The organism is Devosia litorisediminis, from assembly GCF_018334155.1.
In the GTDB taxonomy this organism is placed as follows: domain Bacteria; phylum Pseudomonadota; class Alphaproteobacteria; order Rhizobiales; family Devosiaceae; genus Devosia; species Devosia litorisediminis.
The window spans coordinates 404872-422738 of record NZ_JAGXTP010000001.1 but is presented as its reverse complement, the minus strand read 5'-3'; the positions used below and the strand labels follow the sequence as shown (position 1 = coordinate 422738).

The 17867-nt window shown below is 62.2% G+C and carries 13 protein-coding genes; 2 read left to right on the top strand and 11 right to left on the bottom strand.

From position 1 onward, the window contains the following. Positions 1 to 57: 57 nt before the first annotated feature. On the top strand, positions 58 to 1548 hold the full coding sequence (locus KD146_RS01980) for a diguanylate cyclase domain-containing protein (RefSeq protein WP_212657077.1): 1491 nt from the start codon (positions 58 to 60) through the stop codon (positions 1546 to 1548). A 31-nt stretch (positions 1549 to 1579) separates the two neighbouring features. Here KD146_RS01980 and KD146_RS01975 read toward each other — a convergent pair whose 3' ends face one another. Continuing rightward, positions 1580 to 1738 (bottom strand): hypothetical protein, encoded by a 159-nt coding sequence (locus KD146_RS01975; RefSeq protein WP_212657076.1) that lies wholly within the window; start codon positions 1736 to 1738, stop codon positions 1580 to 1582. A 122-nt stretch (positions 1739 to 1860) separates the two neighbouring features. On the opposite strand from KD146_RS01975, the gene ade reads away from it, so the two are divergent. Further along, positions 1861 to 3570 (top strand): adenine deaminase, encoded by a 1710-nt coding sequence (ade, locus tag KD146_RS01970; protein WP_212657075.1) that lies wholly within the window; start codon positions 1861 to 1863, stop codon positions 3568 to 3570. Positions 3571 to 3588: 18 nt separating this feature from the next. Here the strand turns inward: ade and KD146_RS01965 are convergent, their stop codons facing one another. From KD146_RS01965 to xdhA, 10 genes are all read right to left on the bottom strand, one after another. Beyond that, positions 3589 to 5748, bottom strand: coding sequence for a malate synthase G (locus tag KD146_RS01965; RefSeq protein WP_212657074.1), 2160 nt, complete (start codon positions 5746 to 5748; stop codon positions 3589 to 3591). Between the two features lie 51 nt (positions 5749 to 5799). After that, on the bottom strand, positions 5800 to 7101 hold the full coding sequence (gene guaD / locus KD146_RS01960; RefSeq protein ID WP_212657073.1) for a guanine deaminase: 1302 nt from the start codon (positions 7099 to 7101) through the stop codon (positions 5800 to 5802). Next, complete coding sequence (locus KD146_RS01955) at positions 7098 to 8324, bottom strand: urate hydroxylase PuuD (RefSeq protein ID WP_212657072.1); 1227 nt, start codon at positions 8322 to 8324, stop codon at positions 7098 to 7100. Before KD146_RS01955 ends, guaD begins: the two co-directional genes overlap by 4 nt. 72 nt (positions 8325 to 8396) lie before the next feature. Further along, a complete protein-coding gene (locus KD146_RS01950) occupies positions 8397 to 9485 on the bottom strand; it encodes a BMP family ABC transporter substrate-binding protein (protein ID WP_212657071.1) in 1089 nt (362 codons plus the stop codon). Between the two features lie 53 nt (positions 9486 to 9538). Continuing rightward, the gene (locus tag KD146_RS01945; protein WP_212657070.1) at positions 9539 to 10468 is read right to left on the bottom strand and encodes an ABC transporter permease; all 930 of its coding nucleotides are present in this window, start codon (positions 10466 to 10468) and stop codon (positions 9539 to 9541) included. Further along, positions 10465 to 11544: an ABC transporter permease gene (locus KD146_RS01940; RefSeq protein ID WP_212657069.1), complete on the bottom strand. Its 1080-nt coding sequence runs from the start codon at positions 11542 to 11544 to the stop codon at positions 10465 to 10467. Before KD146_RS01940 ends, KD146_RS01945 begins: the two co-directional genes overlap by 4 nt. Further along, positions 11528 to 13072 (bottom strand): ABC transporter ATP-binding protein, encoded by a 1545-nt coding sequence (locus tag KD146_RS01935; RefSeq protein WP_249327555.1) that lies wholly within the window; start codon positions 13070 to 13072, stop codon positions 11528 to 11530. The genes KD146_RS01940 and KD146_RS01935 overlap by 17 nt, the downstream gene beginning before the upstream one ends. After that, the gene (gene xdhC, locus KD146_RS01930) at positions 13062 to 13922 is read right to left on the bottom strand and encodes a xanthine dehydrogenase accessory protein XdhC (RefSeq protein WP_212657068.1); all 861 of its coding nucleotides are present in this window, start codon (positions 13920 to 13922) and stop codon (positions 13062 to 13064) included. Before xdhC ends, KD146_RS01935 begins: the two co-directional genes overlap by 11 nt. Before the next feature lie 148 nt (positions 13923 to 14070). After that, positions 14071 to 16401, bottom strand: coding sequence for a xanthine dehydrogenase molybdopterin binding subunit (xdhB, locus tag KD146_RS01925; RefSeq protein WP_212657067.1), 2331 nt, complete (start codon positions 16399 to 16401; stop codon positions 14071 to 14073). Continuing rightward, positions 16398 to 17864, bottom strand: a complete 1467-nt coding sequence (xdhA, locus tag KD146_RS01920) for a xanthine dehydrogenase small subunit (RefSeq protein ID WP_212657066.1) — start codon at positions 17862 to 17864, stop codon at positions 16398 to 16400. Before xdhA ends, xdhB begins: the two co-directional genes overlap by 4 nt. Positions 17865 to 17867: the final 3 nt, after the last annotated feature.

Here is a 17867-nt window from a genome sequence, read left to right as displayed (position 1 = left end):
ATCCCCTGCTAAGCGCCCCCGTGCAAACTGTCTCCCAGACAATTGGGGGACTGTTGCGTGTCAGCACCGAAGATTTCGACATGGCGATATCTGCGCAATGTGGTGGGACCTATTGCGCTGGCCTTTCTGGTCACCGTTGGCGCGGTTGCGGGTTTTGTCCTGCTCTCGATTGATCACACCGACGATGCCATGTTGACCCGTCAGTCCACATTGCTGCAACTGGCGCTCCACGATCGCGTCCTAGAAGCGGGCTACGCGCAGACCGACCTTGCGGCCTGGGACGAAGCGCTGATCGCCTATCAGGATGGCGATACCGAGTGGTTCGCCGAAGAATTCGGCACTGAAGGCTTCGACTATTACCACCAGAGCCGGATTTATGTGCTCGACCCCGATCTCAACCCCTTCTTTGCCATGCGCGATGGCGGCGAGATTACCCCAACATCCTTCGCTGCCATACAGCCGCTGATCAGCCCTCTTATCCAGGCACTGCGCACCGAAGAAAGGCAGGCTGCCCTGTCCGCTTACAAGGCCGGCAATCGCGAAGCCCCGCCGGTCCAGACCGACATCGGGTTGGTCGACGGACAGCCGGCAATTCTCAGCGTCGCCCCGCTTGTGGCCGAAGACCACAATCTCAATGCCGCTCCCGGCATGGAGCCCCTCTATGTCGCGGTTACAATGCTCGATGCCACTGTGGCCAATGACCTGGCCGACCGCTATCTGCTCTCCGGCGTCCGCTTCGATGACGACGGCACTCTTGCCACCCACGAAGCCGCGATTGCCCTGAACAACGCGCAGGGTGAACCTGCCGTCTGGCTTAAATGGCTACCCGACCGGCCAGGCGAGAGCATTCTGAGCGACACCCTGCCCGCATTGGGTGCTGCCCTGCTTGTACTGACACTGATCATCGGCCTGCTCCTGCGCAACCTGCTCAGCGCCAGCGATCAACTGCACGCCGAGCGCGCCGACGCGCAGCATCGCGCACTGCATGATCCGCTGACCGGCCTGGGCAATCGCGCGTTGTTCCGCGACCGCCTCGATAGCGCATTCCGTACCATGGAACACACCGCGCCATGTCTGGCGCTGCTGGCGCTTGATCTCGACCGCTTCAAACAGGTCAATGACAATTATGGTCACGAAGCGGGCGATGAACTGCTGCGCCAGGTCGCCAGCCGCATCATCACGGTGCTGCGCCCCACCGACACACTGGTCCGGCTGGGCGGCGATGAATTCGCCATTCTGCAGACCGGCATCACCAGCGCCGAGGACGCGACCGGTCTGGCCAACCGCATTCTAAGCGCGGTACGCGCGCCCTATCATCTGGGTGACAATGTCGCCGAAATCGGGGTCAGCATCGGTATCGTGACCGCGCCCGATCACGCCCGCAGCGAGAATGAGCTGGTCACCCGCGCCGACGATGCACTCTATCGAGCCAAAGCGGGCGGTCGTAACCGCTACTGCGTCCACGCTGGCGACAGAGCTGCCGAAGATACGCCCCAGCGATTGCAGGCCCGCGTTGGTGACGCCATGATCGCCCGCGGGGCGGCCTGATCTCCCGGCTTGGGGACGGACAGACCCCTGCCTAAGTTGGGTTGGACTGGGTCAGCGTATAGACCGCATAGATGATCGCAAACAGCACGACCACGCCGATCAGCGAGCCGACCAGCACACGCAGGTTCATGCTGCGCGGACTGGCCTGACGCACTTCGGTTTGGGTCTTTTTGGGATCATAGGTTTCCATGCTGGGCTCCATTACACTACCCCAACCAACGCAGCTTGACCGCCAGGGGTTCCCCGGCGGCACTTGACGCGGGCTCGGCACGCGCCGACTCTCGGCACCAGACCAAACACCAGGATGACTTGATGACCACCGCTGACACTCTCACCCGCATGATTATGGCTGGCCAGGGCAAGATCCCGGCCGATGTGGTGATCAAGAATGTGCGCCTGCTCGACGTCATCACCGGCGCGGAGACCACCACCGATATCGCTATCGTTGAAGACCGGATTGTGGGCACTCATGCCAGCTATGAGGGCAATACGGTGATCGAGGGCGCCGGTCGCTACGCCGTGCCCGGCTTTATCGACACCCACCTGCATATCGAATCCTCGCTGGTCACTCCCCTGGAATTTGATCGCTGCGTGCTGCCCTATGGCGTCACCACCGTGATCTGCGACCCCCATGAAATTGCCAATGTGCTGGGTGCCGAAGGCATTCGCTATTTCCTCGACAGCGCCGAGCAGACGGTGATGGATGTGCGCATCAACCTGTCCTCCTGCGTCCCTGCCACGGGTTTTGAAACCTCTGGCGCCGCGCTCGAGATCGAGGATCTTGAACCCTTCCGCGACCATCCCAAGGTCATCGGGCTGGCCGAAATGATGAACTTCCCCGGCGTGCTCAATGCCGATCCGGGCATCCTGGCCAAGCTGGTTGCCTTCCAGGGCGGCCATATTGACGGCCATGCGCCTTTGCTCTTGGGCACCGCACTCAATGGCTATCTCGCCGCCGCCATCCGCACCGACCACGAAGCCACCAGCGCTGCCGAGGCGCGTGAAAAGCTCGCCAAGGGCATGGCCATTCTGATCCGCGAAGGCTCCGTCTCAAAGGACCTCAAGGCTCTGGCCGAAGTGCTCGACGAAAACACCTCCAGCTTCGTGGCGCTGTGCACCGATGATCGCAATCCGCTCGACATCGCCGAAGAAGGTCATCTCGACAGCTCTATCCGCCGGCTGATTGCCATGGGGCGTCCTCTGCACCACGTTTACCGCGCCGCCAGCCATTCGGCCGCGCGCATCTTCGGTTTGACCGATCGCGGCCTGCTCGCCTCGGGCTGGCGCGCCGACATCGCCCTGCTCGACAGTCTCGAGGAATGCACGGTTTCCGATGTCGTCACCGGCGGCCGCCTCGTGGTCCCCGAACTGTTCGATGCCCGCGCGCCTGTCGCGGCGGTGGGGCTGAGCTCGATGAAGGCCACCCCGGTTACCGCCGACAGCTTCATTGCCGAACCCCGTCCCGGCCAGAACAGCACCCCGGTGATCGGCGTGCGCCCCGGGCTGATCCTGACATTCCGCGAGGAAGCCACGCTGGCCAGCACCGAGCGCGGCCTGCAGCCCGATCTGAACGCCGATGTCATCAAGGTCGCGGTGATCGAACGGCATGGCAAGAACGGCAATATTGGCCGCAGCTTCGTCACCGGTTTCGGTCTCAAGCGCGGCGCCATCGCCTCATCGGTGGGGCATGACAGCCACAACATCACAGTGGTGGGGGCCAATGACGAGGACATGGCCGTGGCGGTCAACCGCCTGATCGAACTCGGCGGCGGCTTTGCCGTGGCCGATGGCGGCAAGGTCACCGCCGAGCTGGCCCTGCCGATTGCCGGCCTGATGAGCCTTGAGCCCTTCGAGACCGTCTCGCACGATCTGCACATTCTGCGTGACGCAGCCCTGGCGCTCGACTGCGTACTGCCCGAGCCCTTCCTGCAGGTAGCGTTCCTCGCCCTGCCGGTTATCCCGCATCTCAAGATGACCGATCGCGGCCTGTTCGACGTCGACAAGTTCGACTTCGTCAGCTGACCGCGATCGTCTCGCCAGTTAGCTCTTGTCGCGCACCTTGACCTTGCGGCGCGCGGCATGCAGCAGCGGCTCGGTATAGCCGCTGGGCTGGTCGGCGCCATGCAGCGCCAGATCCAGCGCCGCCCGGAAGGCGACGGACTGAAAATTCTCCGCCATTGGCCGATACAATGGATCGCTCTCATTCTGCTTGTCGACAACCGTCGCCATACGCTCAAACGTGGCGGTAACCTCGTCGCGGCTGACCAGCCCATGGCGCAGCCAGTTGGCCACCGCCTGCGATGAAATCCGGCAGGTCGCCCGGTCTTCCATCAGCCCGACATTGTTGATGTCAGGCACCTTGGAACAGCCCACGCCCTGCTGCACCCAGCGCACCACATAGCCCAGAATGCCCTGCGCATTGTTTTCCAGTTCGCGGGTGATCTCTTCACGGCTCAGCGCAAACGGCGCCTGTACCGGCATGGAGAACAGCGCGGTCAAACCGGGCACGGCTTCATTGTGCCGGCGATGCTGGGCAGCAAACACGTCGATCTGGTGATAATGCAGCGCATGCAGCGTCGCCGCTGTCGGGCTTGGCACCCAGGCGGTATTGGCGCCCGAATTGGGATGGCCACCCTTGGCCTCCATCATCGCCGCCATGTCGTCGGGGCGCGCCCACATGCCCTTGCCGATCTGCGCCCGACCCGAAAGGCCGCAGGCCAGACCGATCAGCACATTGCGATCCTCATAGGAGGCGATCCAGCGCTCGTTCTTGATCTCGTCCTTACGCAGCACCGGGCCCGCTTCCATGGCGGTGTGAATTTCATCGCCCGTACGATCAAGGAAGCCGGTATTGATGAAAAACACACGCTGGCGCGCTTCATAGATCGCCGCCTTGAGGTTGGCCGAGGTCCGGCGCTCCTCATCCATGATGCCGATCTTGACGGTGTTGGGAGCCAGCCCCAGCATCTTTTCAACCGAGCCAAAGATCGCGCAGGCGAAGGCCACTTCCTCAGGCCCATGCATCTTGGGCTTGACGATATAGACCGCCCCGGTGCGGCTGTTCACCTTGTCCTGCATGGCGCAGAGCACGGTGACGGCCGCATCCATCAGCCCTTCGCCAATCGGCTTGCCATCGAGCAGCACGGCATCGGTGGTCATCAGATGACCCACATTGCGCACCAGCAGCAGCGCCCGGCCCTTGAGCACCAGTTCGCTGCCATCAGGCGCGGTATAGACACCGTCCTGCTTGAGCTTGCGGGTAACCTGCTTGCCGCCCTTCTCGAAGGTGTCCTGCAGCGTGCCGTTCATCAGGCCCAGCCAGTTGCGATAAACGCCAACCTTGTCCTCGGCATCCACCGCCGCCACGGAATCTTCGCAGTCCTGAATGGTGGTCAGCGCCGATTCCATGATCACGTCGCTCAGGCCCGCCGCATGCGTTCCCCCGATCACACTGCCCTTGTCGATCACCAGGATAACATGCAGGCCATTATGGCGCAGCACGATCTCGAACTTGCCGCCATTGGTGGCGTGACCCACAAATGCCGCGGCATCCTTGAGCGCGGTTGTCCCCGCAGCCGTGGTGATCTCAAGGCTGGCACTGTCCCCTGCCTCGACCACGCTATAGGCAGTCACATCGCGATGGCTGCCGGCGCTGAGCGGAAATGTGTTGTCCAGAAAGCTGGCGGCCTTGTCGACCACCGCCGCACCGCGCGCCGGATTATAACTCTTGCCCGGCGCAATGTCGCCCTGACGGCTAATGACGTCGGTGCCGTAAAAGGCATCATACAGGCTGCCCCAGCGCGCATTGGCAGCGTTCAGGGCATAGCGGGCATTGGAAACCGGCACCACCAGCTGCGGGCCGCACAGCGTGGTGATCTCGGGGTCCAGCCCCCCGGTCTCGATGGTGAAGTCGGCAGGCTCGGGCACCAGATAGCCGATATCGCGCAGGAAGAATTCATAGCCCTGCGGATTGCTCGAGACCGGCCCATATTTGTGATGCCAGTCATCGATCTGGCTCTGCATGGCATCGCGCTTGGCCAGCAGGCTCGCATTGGTCGGCGCATGCTCGGCAACCATGCCGGCAAAGCCGCTCCAGAACTGCTCAGCGCTGACCTCGAGGCCAGGAAGGACCTCTTTCTCGACAAAGTCGACCAGCAGAGAATGAACCGAGAGGCCGGATTTTGTCTGGTAGTCGCTCATGAGGTTGTGTCCTTCCTGAATTGCCAGAGATTTAGGCCAAGGACGCGCCGCTCACAACCCACCTATAGTCGACTTCGCCTGTGCGCCAGCGACATAGACCTCCGCAATTGCCCGGTCATCCCCCAATGTCTGCAGCAGGAACAGCTCTTCAACCAATTGCGTTGCCGTCTGCATGCGCAGCGCCATGGCCGGCGTTGCCGCCGAATCAAGCACCACCAGATCGGCCGAGCAGCCCGGCGCGATGGTGCCGATCGTGCCTTCCAGCGACAGTGCCCGGGCATTGCCCAGTGTCATCATGTAAAACGAGTTGAATGGCGTCAGCCGCTGCCCGCGCAACTGCAGGATCTTGTAGCCCTCATCGAGCGTGCGCAACATGGAAAAGCTGGTGCCGCCGCCAATATCGGTGGCCACGCCAATGCGCACACCGTGCTGGCTCAGCCGCTGGTGGTCAAACAGTCCCGAGCCCAGGAACAGGTTCGAGGTCGGACAGAACACGGCGACCGAACCGGTTTCGGCCAGCACCCCGGTTTCGCGACGATTGAGGTGGATGCAGTGACCCAGCAGCGTTTTGGGGCCGAGCAGGCCGTAATCCTGATAAATGCCGGTATAGTCCGGCGCATCCGGATAGAGCTGCATCGACAGCGTGATCTCGGCGTCGTTTTCGCTCAGATGGGTCTGCACGTAGCACTCAGGATGCTCGGCAACCAAACTCTGCGCCGCCGCCATCTGCTCGGGCGTCGAGGTTATGGCAAAGCGCGGCGAGATGGCATAGAGGCCCCGACCCCGGCCATGCCAGCGTGCGATGAGGGTCCTGGTGTCGTCATAGCTGGACTGGGCGGTGTCACACAGCGCTTCGGGCGCATTGCGATCCATCATCACCTTGCCGCCAATCATCAGCATGTTGCGCTTTTCGGCTTCGGCGAAATAGGCATCCACCGATGCTGGCGCGCTTGAGCAATAGGCTACCGCCGTGGTCGTCCCCTGCCGGATCAGCTCGTCATAAAACGCGCTGGCGACCGCACTCGCATGCCCCTGCTGGCTGAACTTCTGCTCTTCCACAAAGGTGTAGGTGTTCAGCCATTCCAGCAGCGAGCCGGCATAGGAGGCGATCATCTGGCTCTGCACGTAATGCAGATGGGTATCAATAAAGCCCGGCATGATCAGATGCGGGCGATGATCGATCACCACCGCATCGCCAACTGCAGCAGAGTCAAAATCCTCAACGGCCACGATCTTGCCATCGACAATGCTGATTGCCCCGTCTTCGAGATAGCGATAGCTGGCCGTATCATCGAGCCCCTGCGGCTCGCTGAGGAAACTCAGCACGCGGCCGCGCAGAATGGTCACGCTCATTGCCCGGAACCCTCGCGGAACCACGCCACCAGCAGCGCGCGTTCTTCAACCGTCATTTCGCTGACATTGCCCGGCGGCATGGCATGGGCGTAGCCCGCCTGCATGGCGATATCCTTGGCGTGATTGGCAATGGCGATGTCATTGTCCAGGATCACGTTCTTGGGCGCCTGCGACACGCCGGGCCAGGCCGGTTCAGCCGTATGGCACATAGCGCAGCGGGTCTGCACGGTCAGGCTGGCAGCCTCGAAATGGCTGGCACTGAGAAAGCTCTCGGCCGCCCGGGACGCCACCTCCTCTCCCGCCATGCCTGGCAGTTTGGGCCCGCTCGACAGCCAGGCGATGACCAGAAACAGCGCCACCGCCACCGCCCAGGTCCAGTGCGGATTGCCCTTGCGGGCATGGCGCGTGTTGAAATAGTGCCGGATGACCACGCCCACCAGAAAGATCAGCGACGCGATGATCCAGTTCCACTGCGTGGCAAAGGCCAGCGGATAGTGGCTGCTCAGCATAAAGAAGATCACCGGCAGCGTCAGGTAGTTGTTATGCAGGCTGCGCTGCTTGGCGATCTTGCCATATTTGGCATCGGGCACCCGGCCCGCCTTGAGATCGCCTACCACGATGCGCTGATTGGGGATGATGATCATCACCACATTGGCAGTCATGATGGTGGCGGTGAACACCCCCATATGCAGCATGGCAGCGCGCCCGGTAAACAGCTGGGTATAGCCCCAGCTCATCGCCACCAGAATGGCGAACAACACCAGCATCAGCCCCGTGGTCGACTGACCAATCGGCGACTTGCACAACCCGTCATACAGCGCCCAGCCCAGCCCGATCGACGCCAGTGACAGCCCGATGGCTTGCCAGGCGGGCACGTCCAGCACGGTCCGGTCGACGAGATAGAGGTCCGCACCGACATAATAGACCAGCACCAGCAGCATGAAGCCGGAGAACCAGGTCCAGTAGCTCTCCCATTTGAACCACGTCAGATGCTCGGGCAGGAAGTCCGGCGCCACCAGATATTTCTGGATGTGATAAAAGCCACCGCCATGCACCTGCCACTCCTCGCCATGCGCCAGTGGCGGCAGGCTCGGGGTTTTGCGCAGGCCCAGATCAAGCGCAATGAAATAGAACGATGAGCCGATCCAGGCGATAGCCGTGATCACGTGCAGCCAGCGCACGGCAAACATCAGCCACTCGTAAAAAATCGCAAAATCGCCCATTCGATCACCTGTTCATTCGTGAAAAAGGGGCGGGCTCGAACCCGCCCCTCTCAATGCTCTTGCAAGCAGACCTTATGCGGGCGGGTTCACGCCTTCGACATACCAGTCCATGCTCAGCAGCTCGCCATCGGTCATGGTCACGCCAGCCGGCACGCGCTCGACACCGGTGTGATCATTGATCGGGCCGGTGAAGATGTTGAACGAACCATCGATCTGGCCGTTCTTGATGGCTTCGGCGGCGGCAACGACGTCAGCGGGGATCGACTCATTGTATGGCCCGATCTGCACTTCGCCTTCCTTCAGGCCAGGCCAACGGTCACCGGTTTCCCAGGTGCCGGCGATCACGGCTTCAGCAGCATCCTGATAATGCGGACCCCAATGGTCGATGATCGAGGTCAGCTGCGCCTTGGGCGCGAATGCGCTCATGTCGGCACCCTGGCCGAAACCGCCGACAATGCCGCGCTCTTCAGCGACCTGCAGGGCCGCTGGGCCGTCAGTGTGCTGGGCAATCACGTCAATGCCCTGATCGATCATGGCGCGGGCCGCATCGGCTTCCTTGGCCGGGTCGTTCCAGGTCGAGATGTAGATCGGGGTAATTTCGAAGTCTGGGTTCACCTTGCGGGCAGCCAGCACGAACGAGTTGATGCCCAGAACAACTTCAGGGATCGGGAACGAACCGATATAGCCAGCCTTGCCGGTCTGCGACAGGTGACCGGCAATGGTGCCGCACACCGCACGGCCTTCATGGAAACGTGCATTGTAGGTCGCGACATTGTCCGAACGCTGGTAGCCGGTGGCGTGCTCGAACTTCACGTCGGGGAACTGCTGGGCAACCTTGATGACGTAGTCGCCATAGCCGAAGCTGGTTGCAAAGATCAGCTTGTGGCCCGACTGGGCCAGTTCGCGCAGTACGCGTTCGCAGTCAGGACCCTCAGGCACGTTTTCCACGATGGTTGGCTCGGCGACGGCATCGCCCAGCATTTCCTTCATGTACTTGGCGCCTTCGGCATGGCCGAAGTTCCAGCCATTGTCGTTGACCGTGCCGATCAGCACGAAGCCGACCTTGAGTGGCTCGGTCTGCGCAAAGGCGCGCGAACCCAGCAGTGGCAGAGCGGCGGCAGCGCCACCGATCTTGAGAATATTGCGACGAGTGATTGTCATCTGTCTCTCCTGAAGAACTTTTCTTGGTTGATCGAGCGTCATGTCCGTGACCCTCAATTGCTGGGCAAGAACGGCTTGCCGAGGCAGGCCGGTGCATTGGTGGAAGCATCGCGCCGAATGGAGATCAACACCAGCACGACGATAGTTGCGAGATAGGGCAGCGCGGCCCATAGCTCGGATGGAATGGCGCTGAGGGGGCCGCCGCCAGCCTTGGCGTAGAGCTCCATGGTCATCACCAGACCGAACAGATAGGCGCCCGCCAGCAGCCGGAATGGCTTCCAGGACGCGAAAACCACCAGCGCCACTGCAATCCAGCCGCGGCCCGCCGTCATCCGGTCAGCCCATTGCGGGGTCAGCAGCAGCGGGAAACAGGCCCCGGCAATGCCGGCCATGGCCCCGCCATAGGCAACCGCCAGATAGCGCACGCCGATCACCGAATAGCCGATGGAATGGGCAGAATGATCATTCTCGCCCACCGCGCGCAGGATCAGCCCGCTGCGGCTCTTTTTGAGGAACCACCACACGGCGACGACCATGACCAACGCGAAATACACCAGCGCCGAATAGCCAAACAGCACGCGCCACACCGGATGCGTCGCTATCTCGGTTGGAAATAGCGGTCCCAGCAGCGTGACCGGCTTGGCGCTGTAGCCCTGCCCCGCCAGCGCTGAAAAGCCGGTGCCAAAAATCGTCAGCGCCAGTCCCGTTGCCGTCTGATTGGCTGACAGGCTCAGCGTCAGCAATCCGAATATCAACGATGTTGCCACGCCCGCCGCGGCGGCCAGCAGAATGGCGAGGTAATGATTGCCGGTCAGGAACACCACGACAAACGCCGTGATCGCGCCCACCAGCATCATGCCTTCAACGCCCAGATTGAGCACGCCGGCCTTTTCCACCACCAGCTCGCCAAGCGCGGCAATCAGGATCGGCGTGGATGCACCCACAACAGTGACGATGATGGCGATGATCAGCTCGTTGGTCATGCCTGCGCCTCCTTTGCCGGTGCCACCCGCTTGATGCGGTAGCGCACCAGAATGTCTCCTGCCAGCAGGAAGAACAGCATCATGGCCTGGAACACGCCTGTGGCCGAACTGGACAGGCCAATGGTGGTCTGCGCCACCTCGCCGCCAACAAAGGTGATCGCCATCACGATGCCGGCAAAGATCACCCCCAGCGGATTGAGCCGGCCCAGAAACGCCACGATGATAGCGGTGAAACCGTAATTGGTCGGGAAGCCCGGCACCATGCGCTGGAACGGACCCGCCACTTCAAGCATGCCGGCCATCCCAGCCAACCCACCACTGACCAGCAGCGCCAACCAGATGGTCTTGTTCTCGGAAAAACCGCCATAGCGAGCCGCGTGTGGCGCCGCCCCGACCACGCGCATGCGATAGCCGAACACCGAGCGGGTCATGATGAACCAGGCCACCAGCGCCACCACAATGGCGATCGGCACGCCCAGATGCACGATGGTCTGGGGAATGATGAAGGGCAGTCGGGCTGCTTCCGAAAAGATCCGGGTCTGCGGAAAGCCCATGCCCATGGGGTCCTTCCAGGGCGCGCGCACCAGATAATAGATCAGTTGCACCGAGGCATAAGTCAGCATCAGGCTGGTCAGGATTTCATTGACGCCCAGCCGCGTCTTGAGCAGTGCCGGGATCGCCGCATAGGCTGCGCCACCGGCAACACCGGCCACAAACATCAGCGGCAGGATCCACCAGCCGGTCATGCCATAGGTCGCCAGCGCCACCCATGTTGCGGCCAGCCCGCCCATCACATATTGCCCTTCGGCGCCAATGTTCCACACATTTGCCCGGTAGCAGATCGACAGCCCGACACCGATAATGATCAGCGGCGCGGCTTTGACCCCGAGGTCCTGCCATTTGTACGAATTGGTCAAGGGCGTGAAGAAGATTTCGCGCACCGCACCCAGCCCGTCAAAGCCGATCAGCGAGAAGATGATCGCGCCCACCACCATGGTGAGCAGCACCGCCGCCACGGGTGTGGCGTAAAGCATGAATTTGGAGGGTTCGGAGCGTTTCTCAAGCCGGAATAGCATTCTGCGCCTCCATAGCCCCGTGCACGCCACCCATCAGCAGGCCGATCTCTTCCACGCTCATCTCCGCATTCGGCTTGGCCGGCGACAGGCGCCCCATATTGATCACGGCCAGCGTATCGCAGAGCGCCCGCAGCTCGTCGAGATCCTGACTGATCACCACAATGGCCGAGCCAGCCGCCGCCAGATCAACCAGCGCCTGATGAATGGCGGCCGCCGCCCCGGCATCGACCCCCCATGTCGGCTGACTGACCACCAGCACCGTGGGTTTTTGCAGGATCTCGCGACCCATTATGTATTTCTGCAGATTGCCGCCCGACAGCGAGCCCGCCATCGAGGCCGGGCCCAGCGCCTTGACGGCGAATTCGGCGATCACCTTGCCGGTATAGGTCTTGGCTGCACCCGAATTGATCAGCCCCAGCACCACCATGCCCAGCCGGTCGCGCGCCGTCAGTACCGTATTATCCGAGAGCGAAAAATCGCCCACCGCCGCATGACCATTGCGCTCTTCGGGCACCGCACACAGCCCGTATTTGCGGCGCCCCGTGGTATCGAGCAGGCCCAGCGGAAATCCGTCAATGGTCACGCTCTGGCTGTCATCGCTGCGCACTTCGCCCGAAAGCGCATCAAGCAGGGCGTTCTGCCCATTGCCCGCCACACCGGCAATGCCGAAGATTTCCCCGGCCCGCACGGTAAAACTCACATCATCGACCGGCACATCAAAATGCCCTGTCTTGATAGTGGACAGCTTGGACACCACCAGCTTGGGCGCCCCAAGCTCGCGGTCGGCGACCCGAACGATATCCTTGAGCCCGGCACCGATCATTTTTTCGGCCATCGAGCGCGAGGTTTCCTGCTTGGGATCGCACGTATCAACCAGCTTGCCGCCGCGCAGAATGGTCGCTGTATCGCACAGCGCTTTGATCTCGTGCAGCTTGTGGGAAATGTACAGAATCGAGCAACCCTGTGCCGCCAGCTTGCGCAGCACATCGAACAATTGCTCGACTTCCTGCGGTGTCAGCACCGAAGTTGGTTCATCCATGATCAGCAGCTTGGGGTCGAGCAGCAGGGCGCGCACGATTTCGATGCGCTGACGCTCACCCACCGACAGCGTCGCCACCGTGCGATGCGGGTCGAGCAGCAGCCCGTATTTGCTCATCACCTCGCGGATGCGCGCTTCAAGCTCGCGGGCCGGAATCTTGGCATCCATGCCCAGCGCAATGTTCTCCAGCACCGTCAGCGCTTCAAACAGCGAAAAATGCTGAAACACCATGCCGATGCCCAGCTTGCGGGCCGCCTTTGGGCTGGCCACGGTCACCGGCGCACCATCCCAGGCAATCTCACCGGCATCGGGCTGCATGATCCCGTAGATCATTTTGACGAGAGTGGATTTACCGGCGCCATTTTCGCCGAGCAGCGCATGGATTTCGCCGGGCTCAACCGAGAAGGTCACATTGTCATTCGCCAGAACGCCCGGAAAGCGCTTGGTGATACCGGTCAATACCAGCCGATGCGGCATACTAGCGTCCATTCACCACCCCCAATGGCTCAGGGGCGTTCGCGCGCTCAGTTTCAGCTTCCCGTTGCCCAATGTGTACCATAATTTCCGCTGCCGCCAGTGCCGCGATAACTTCGGGACGCTTATCCCCAAGGCCCTGCTGGCCAATCGGCAGCACCAGCCGGTCCAGCGCCATGGCATCGCCGCCCTCGCCCACATACCAGCTGGAAAACCGCGCCCGCTTGGTGCGCGATCCCACCATGCCGACATAGGGGCTGTCCGTGCGTGCCAGCGCTTCCTGCGCGATCAGGAAATCCAGCGCGTGATCGTGGGTCAAAATGACAAAACTGCTGCCCTGTGGCGCGCTGCGCACCACCGATTCTGGCATCGCCACCGCCTTGGCATTGATATGGGCAGGCAGCAGTTCAAGCTCTTCGCGCCGTGTGTCGATCACCATCACCTGCACCGGCAGCAAGGCCAGTATCTGCGCCAGCGCCCGACCGACATGGCCCGCGCCAAACACATAGACATGCGGCAGCGCCGCGTCTTCTGCATCGACCTGCGCACTGAGTACCGCACGCTGCGCTGCATCGACATGGCGCAGGCTGACCCCGACCCGACCGCCGCAACATTGACCAATTTCAGGACCCAGCGGCACGTCCATGGCTTCCTCGGCCCGACCCGACGCGATCAGCCGCCGCGCATGCTCGATCACCATATATTCGAGCGCGCCGCCCCCGATCGTGCCGAACAGCCCCGACTGGCCCACCAGCATGAATGTCCCCTGCGCGCGCGGGCTTGAGCCACGCACGGATGTCAGCTCGCAGACGATGGCGTGCGGATTAGTGGAAAAGAAGGTAGCGAGTTCGGTGGTGCGGTTCATGGGGCAGGCACCCCCTCCCAACCTCCCCCTGACAGGGGGAGGAGCCGATCTGTGGCCGTGATGAGATCATGGGTTAGTCGCGGAACGGTCCCTCCCCCTGTCAGGGGGAGGCTAGAAGGGGGTACGGCACGGAGCGCGCAAGACACCCTCACCTGCGCGCCTCCCGCTTGAGCCGCTCGCAACCCATCAGCACGCGTTCGGGCGTCACCGGCGTATCCAGTCGCGGCGCGATTGTGTAATCGGCCACGCTGGCCACCGCCATCGAGAGCGCTTCAACCACACTCATGGCCAGCATGAAGGGCGGCTCGCCCACGGCCTTGGAGCGCCCAATGGTCGGCTCGGCATTGACCGACCATTCGGCCAGTTTGACGTTGAATACCGGCGGCACGTCGCTGGCCAGCGGGATCTTGTATGTCGACGGCGCCTTGGTGCGCAGTTGGCCCTTATCGTCCCACACCAGCTCTTCACTGGTCAGCCAGCCCATGCCCTGAATGAAGCCACCTTCGATCTGGCCCATATCGATGGCCGGATTGAGCGAGCGGCCCACGTCATGCAGGATATCCACACGGTCCACCGTGTATTCCCCCGTCAGCGTGTCGATCGTGACTTCGCTGACCGAAGCACCATAGGCGAAATAGTAGAACGGGTGACCGCGCCCGGTGGCCCGGTCCCAGTGGATCTTGGGCACCTGATAGAACCCGGTTGCCGACAGTTGTACCCGGTTCATATAGGCCGAGGCCGCCAGTTCGGCGAAAGGCACGAACTTGTCCGCTGCCTGAATGCCACCGGGCACCCACTCCACTGCCGCTTCGCTGCACTGGTAGAGCTTGGCGGCATGGACCACCAGCCGCTCCTTGATCTGCCGCGCCGCGTCAAAGGCTGCCATGCCATTGAGGTCCGACCCCGATGACGCTGCGGTGGCGGAGGTGTTGGGCACCTTGCCCGTGCTGGTGCCCATGATCTTGACCACGCCCAGCCCGACGCCGAAGGCATCGGCCAGCACCTGTGCCACCTTGATATAGAGCCCCTGCCCCATTTCGGTGCCACCATGGCTGAGATGGATAGAGCCATCCTTGTAGACATGCACCAGCGCGCCGGCCTGATTGTACCAGGTGGCCGTGAACGAGATGCCGAATTTGACCGGAGTCAGCGCGATGCCCTTTTTCAGGATCGGACTGCCGGCATTGTACTTGAGGATCGCCGCGCGCCGCGCCTGATAGTCCGAGCTTGCCTCGATCTCCTCGACCACCCGGTGGACGATATTGTCCTGCACCGTCTGGTGATAGGGCGTCACATTGTCGGTGTCGGTGCCGTAGAAATTGGCCTTGCGTATCTCCAGCGGATCGCGCCCCAGATCATAGGCAATATCTTCGATCCAGCGCTCGGCGGCCATCATGCCCTGCGGGCCACCGAAGCCACGAAACGCGGTGTTGGAAACCGTATTGGTATAGAGCGGCTCACTGCGTACCCGCACTGCCGGATACCAGTAGGCATTGTCAGCGTGGAACAGCGCCCGGTCCGTCACCGGCCCCGACAGGTCCGACGAGAATCCGGCGCGCGCGCCATAGACGGCTTCGACCGCATGGATCTTGCCACTGTCGTCATAGCCGACATCGTAATCGACCACGAAGTCGTGCCGCTTGCCGGTGGCCGTCATGTCGTCATCGCGGTCCGGCCGGATCTTGCAGGCACGGTTCCATTTCTTGGCCGCCATCGCAGCCACGCAGGCAAACAGATTGCTCTGGGTTTCCTTGCCGCCAAAGCCGCCGCCCATGCGCCGCACATTGACCGTCACCGCATGCAGGCGAATACCCAGCACCTGCGCCACCATCACCTGCACTTCGGTAGGATGCTGGGTCGAGGAAAACACCGTGACGTCTTCATCTTCCCCCGGCACGGCCAGGGCAATATGGCCTTCGAGATAGAAATGGTCCTGCCCGCCGATCTCGATACTGCCCTTGACCCGACGCGGTGCGCCCGCCATCCCGGCAGCGACATCGCCGCGTTCCAGCTTGAGTGGCGGCGTCACCAGCGTGCCGCCGGCTGCCTGCGCGTCACGCACATTGGTGGCAAACGGCAGATCCTTGTATTCTACCTTGGCCAGATGCGCCGCCCGGCGCGCCTGATCGCGTGTCTCGGCAATCACCGCAAATAGCGGCTGGCCCCAGAAATGCACGGTATCGACGGGAAACAGCGGTTCGTCATGGCTGTGGTTGGAGCTGACATCATTGTCGCCCGGAACATCGGCTGCTGTGAGCACGCCAAGAACGCCCGGCGCCGCCAGGGTCGCGGAAAAATCCATGCCGACGATCTGGGCATGCGGATTGGTCGAAAGCCCCAGATAGGCGTGCATGGTGCCCGCCGGCTCGACCATGTCATCGATATATTCGGCCGTGCCGGTAACGTGCTTGGGCCCGCTATCGTGCTTGATGTCGCTATGCACTGTGCTCAGCGTGATGGGTGTCTCGTGCTTGTTCATGCCACCTCCCGCCGCAGACGCTGACCGTTTCCGGTCGTTTCCAGAAAGAACCGCTTGAGCAGGTTCTGCGCGGTCAGCAGACGATAATCAGCACTCGCCCGCATGTCCGAGATCGGCTGATAGTCCTCGGCGAAGGCCGAGACAGCCGCGTCAATCGTGTCCTGCGTCCAGGGCTTGCCCACCAGCGCCGCCTCGACTGCCTTGGCGCGCTTGGGTGTTGCCGCCATGCCGCCAAAGGCGATGCGTGCCATACCTACAGTGCCGCCATCGCTGACAAACACCCGGAACGCACCGCACAGCGTCGATATATCTTCCTCGCGCCGCTTGGAGATCTTGTAGGCGGCAAACTTCTCGCCCGCCGGCAGCAGCGGCACCGTCACGCTCTCGACGAACTCGCCGGGCTGCCGGTCCTGCTTGCCATAGGCGATGAAAAAGTCTTCCAGCTTGATCTCGCGGCGATGACTGCCCCGGCGCAGTGTCAGCTTGGCACCCAGCGCAATGAACGGCGGCGGCGTGTCACCAATGGGCGAGCCATTGGCGATATTGCCGCCAATAGTGCCCATGTTGCGGATCTGCTCGCCCGCAACCCGGCTCCACATCTCGCCCAGATCAGGGAAATTCTCGGCCAGCACCGGCAGCGCTTCCGAATAGCTCACCCCGGCATAAAACCGCACTTCGCTGGCATTGTCGGCAATGGCCTTGAGTTCGGGTAGATGGCCGATGAAGATCACCGGGCCGATAGGCCGCATGAACTTGGTCACCCACAGCCCCACATCGGTCGAGCCGGCAACAATCGTCGCTTCGGGATTGGCTGCGTAAACTTCGGCAAAATCGTCCAGCGTCGCGGGCACGATAATGCGCTGATCGCCCGCGCCCAGCTCGACCCGGCTGCCATCCAGAATGGCCTTGATTTGACCTTTGAGCGCAATGCGCTCGGCCAGCAGCGGATCGCCCTGCGGCAGACCATAGCTCGACATGGCCTTGCCCGCCCGCACGATGGGCGCATAGCCGGTGCAACGGCACAGATTGCCCTGCAACGCCTTTTCAATGGCGCCCTGGCTCGGATCAGGCGTGCGCATCCACAGTCCGTAAAGGCTCATCACAAAGCCCGGCGTGCAGAAGCCACACTGGCTGCCATGGTGATCCACCATGGCCTGCTGCACTGGATGCAGATTGCCGTTCTCGCCTCGCAAATGTTCAATCGTCACCACATGGGTGCCGTGCAGGCTGCCCATGAAACGGATGCATGAGGTCACCGAGTCATAGATGATCTCATCGCCCATCACCCGGCCAACCAGCACCGTGCAGGCCCCGCAATCGCCCTCGGCGCAACCTTCCTTGGAGCCACGCAGCCGCCGCTCCAGCCGCAGCCAGTCCAATAGCGTCGCATCGGTCTTGATATCGGTGAGGCTGATTTCCTCATCATTGAGGATGAAGCGAATGGCGCCCGAAACAGCGGTCATGCC

What these genes read in the sequence shown, in the direction of transcription:
- KD146_RS01975 (WP_212657076.1), bottom strand. Translation starts at nt 1,738, where the DNA reads ATGGAAACCTATGATCCCAAAAAGACCCAAACCGAAGTGCGTCAGGCC.
- ade (WP_212657075.1), top strand. Translation starts at nt 1,861, where the DNA reads ATGACCACCGCTGACACTCTCACCCGCATGATTATGGCTGGCCAGGGC.
- KD146_RS01965 (WP_212657074.1), bottom strand. Translation starts at nt 5,748, where the DNA reads ATGAGCGACTACCAGACAAAATCCGGCCTCTCGGTTCATTCTCTGCTG.
- guaD (WP_212657073.1), bottom strand. Translation starts at nt 7,101, where the DNA reads ATGAGCGTGACCATTCTGCGCGGCCGCGTGCTGAGTTTCCTCAGCGAG.
- KD146_RS01955 (WP_212657072.1), bottom strand. Translation starts at nt 8,324, where the DNA reads ATGGGCGATTTTGCGATTTTTTACGAGTGGCTGATGTTTGCCGTGCGC.
- KD146_RS01950 (WP_212657071.1), bottom strand. Translation starts at nt 9,485, where the DNA reads ATGACAATCACTCGTCGCAATATTCTCAAGATCGGTGGCGCTGCCGCC.
- KD146_RS01945 (WP_212657070.1), bottom strand. Translation starts at nt 10,468, where the DNA reads ATGACCAACGAGCTGATCATCGCCATCATCGTCACTGTTGTGGGTGCA.
- KD146_RS01940 (WP_212657069.1), bottom strand. Translation starts at nt 11,544, where the DNA reads ATGCTATTCCGGCTTGAGAAACGCTCCGAACCCTCCAAATTCATGCTT.
- KD146_RS01935 (WP_249327555.1), bottom strand. Translation starts at nt 13,072, where the DNA reads ATGGACGCTAGTATGCCGCATCGGCTGGTATTGACCGGTATCACCAAG.
- xdhC (WP_212657068.1), bottom strand. Translation starts at nt 13,922, where the DNA reads ATGAACCGCACCACCGAACTCGCTACCTTCTTTTCCACTAATCCGCAC.
- xdhB (WP_212657067.1), bottom strand. Translation starts at nt 16,401, where the DNA reads ATGAACAAGCACGAGACACCCATCACGCTGAGCACAGTGCATAGCGAC.
- xdhA (WP_212657066.1), bottom strand. Translation starts at nt 17,864, where the DNA reads ATGACCGCTGTTTCGGGCGCCATTCGCTTCATCCTCAATGATGAGGAA.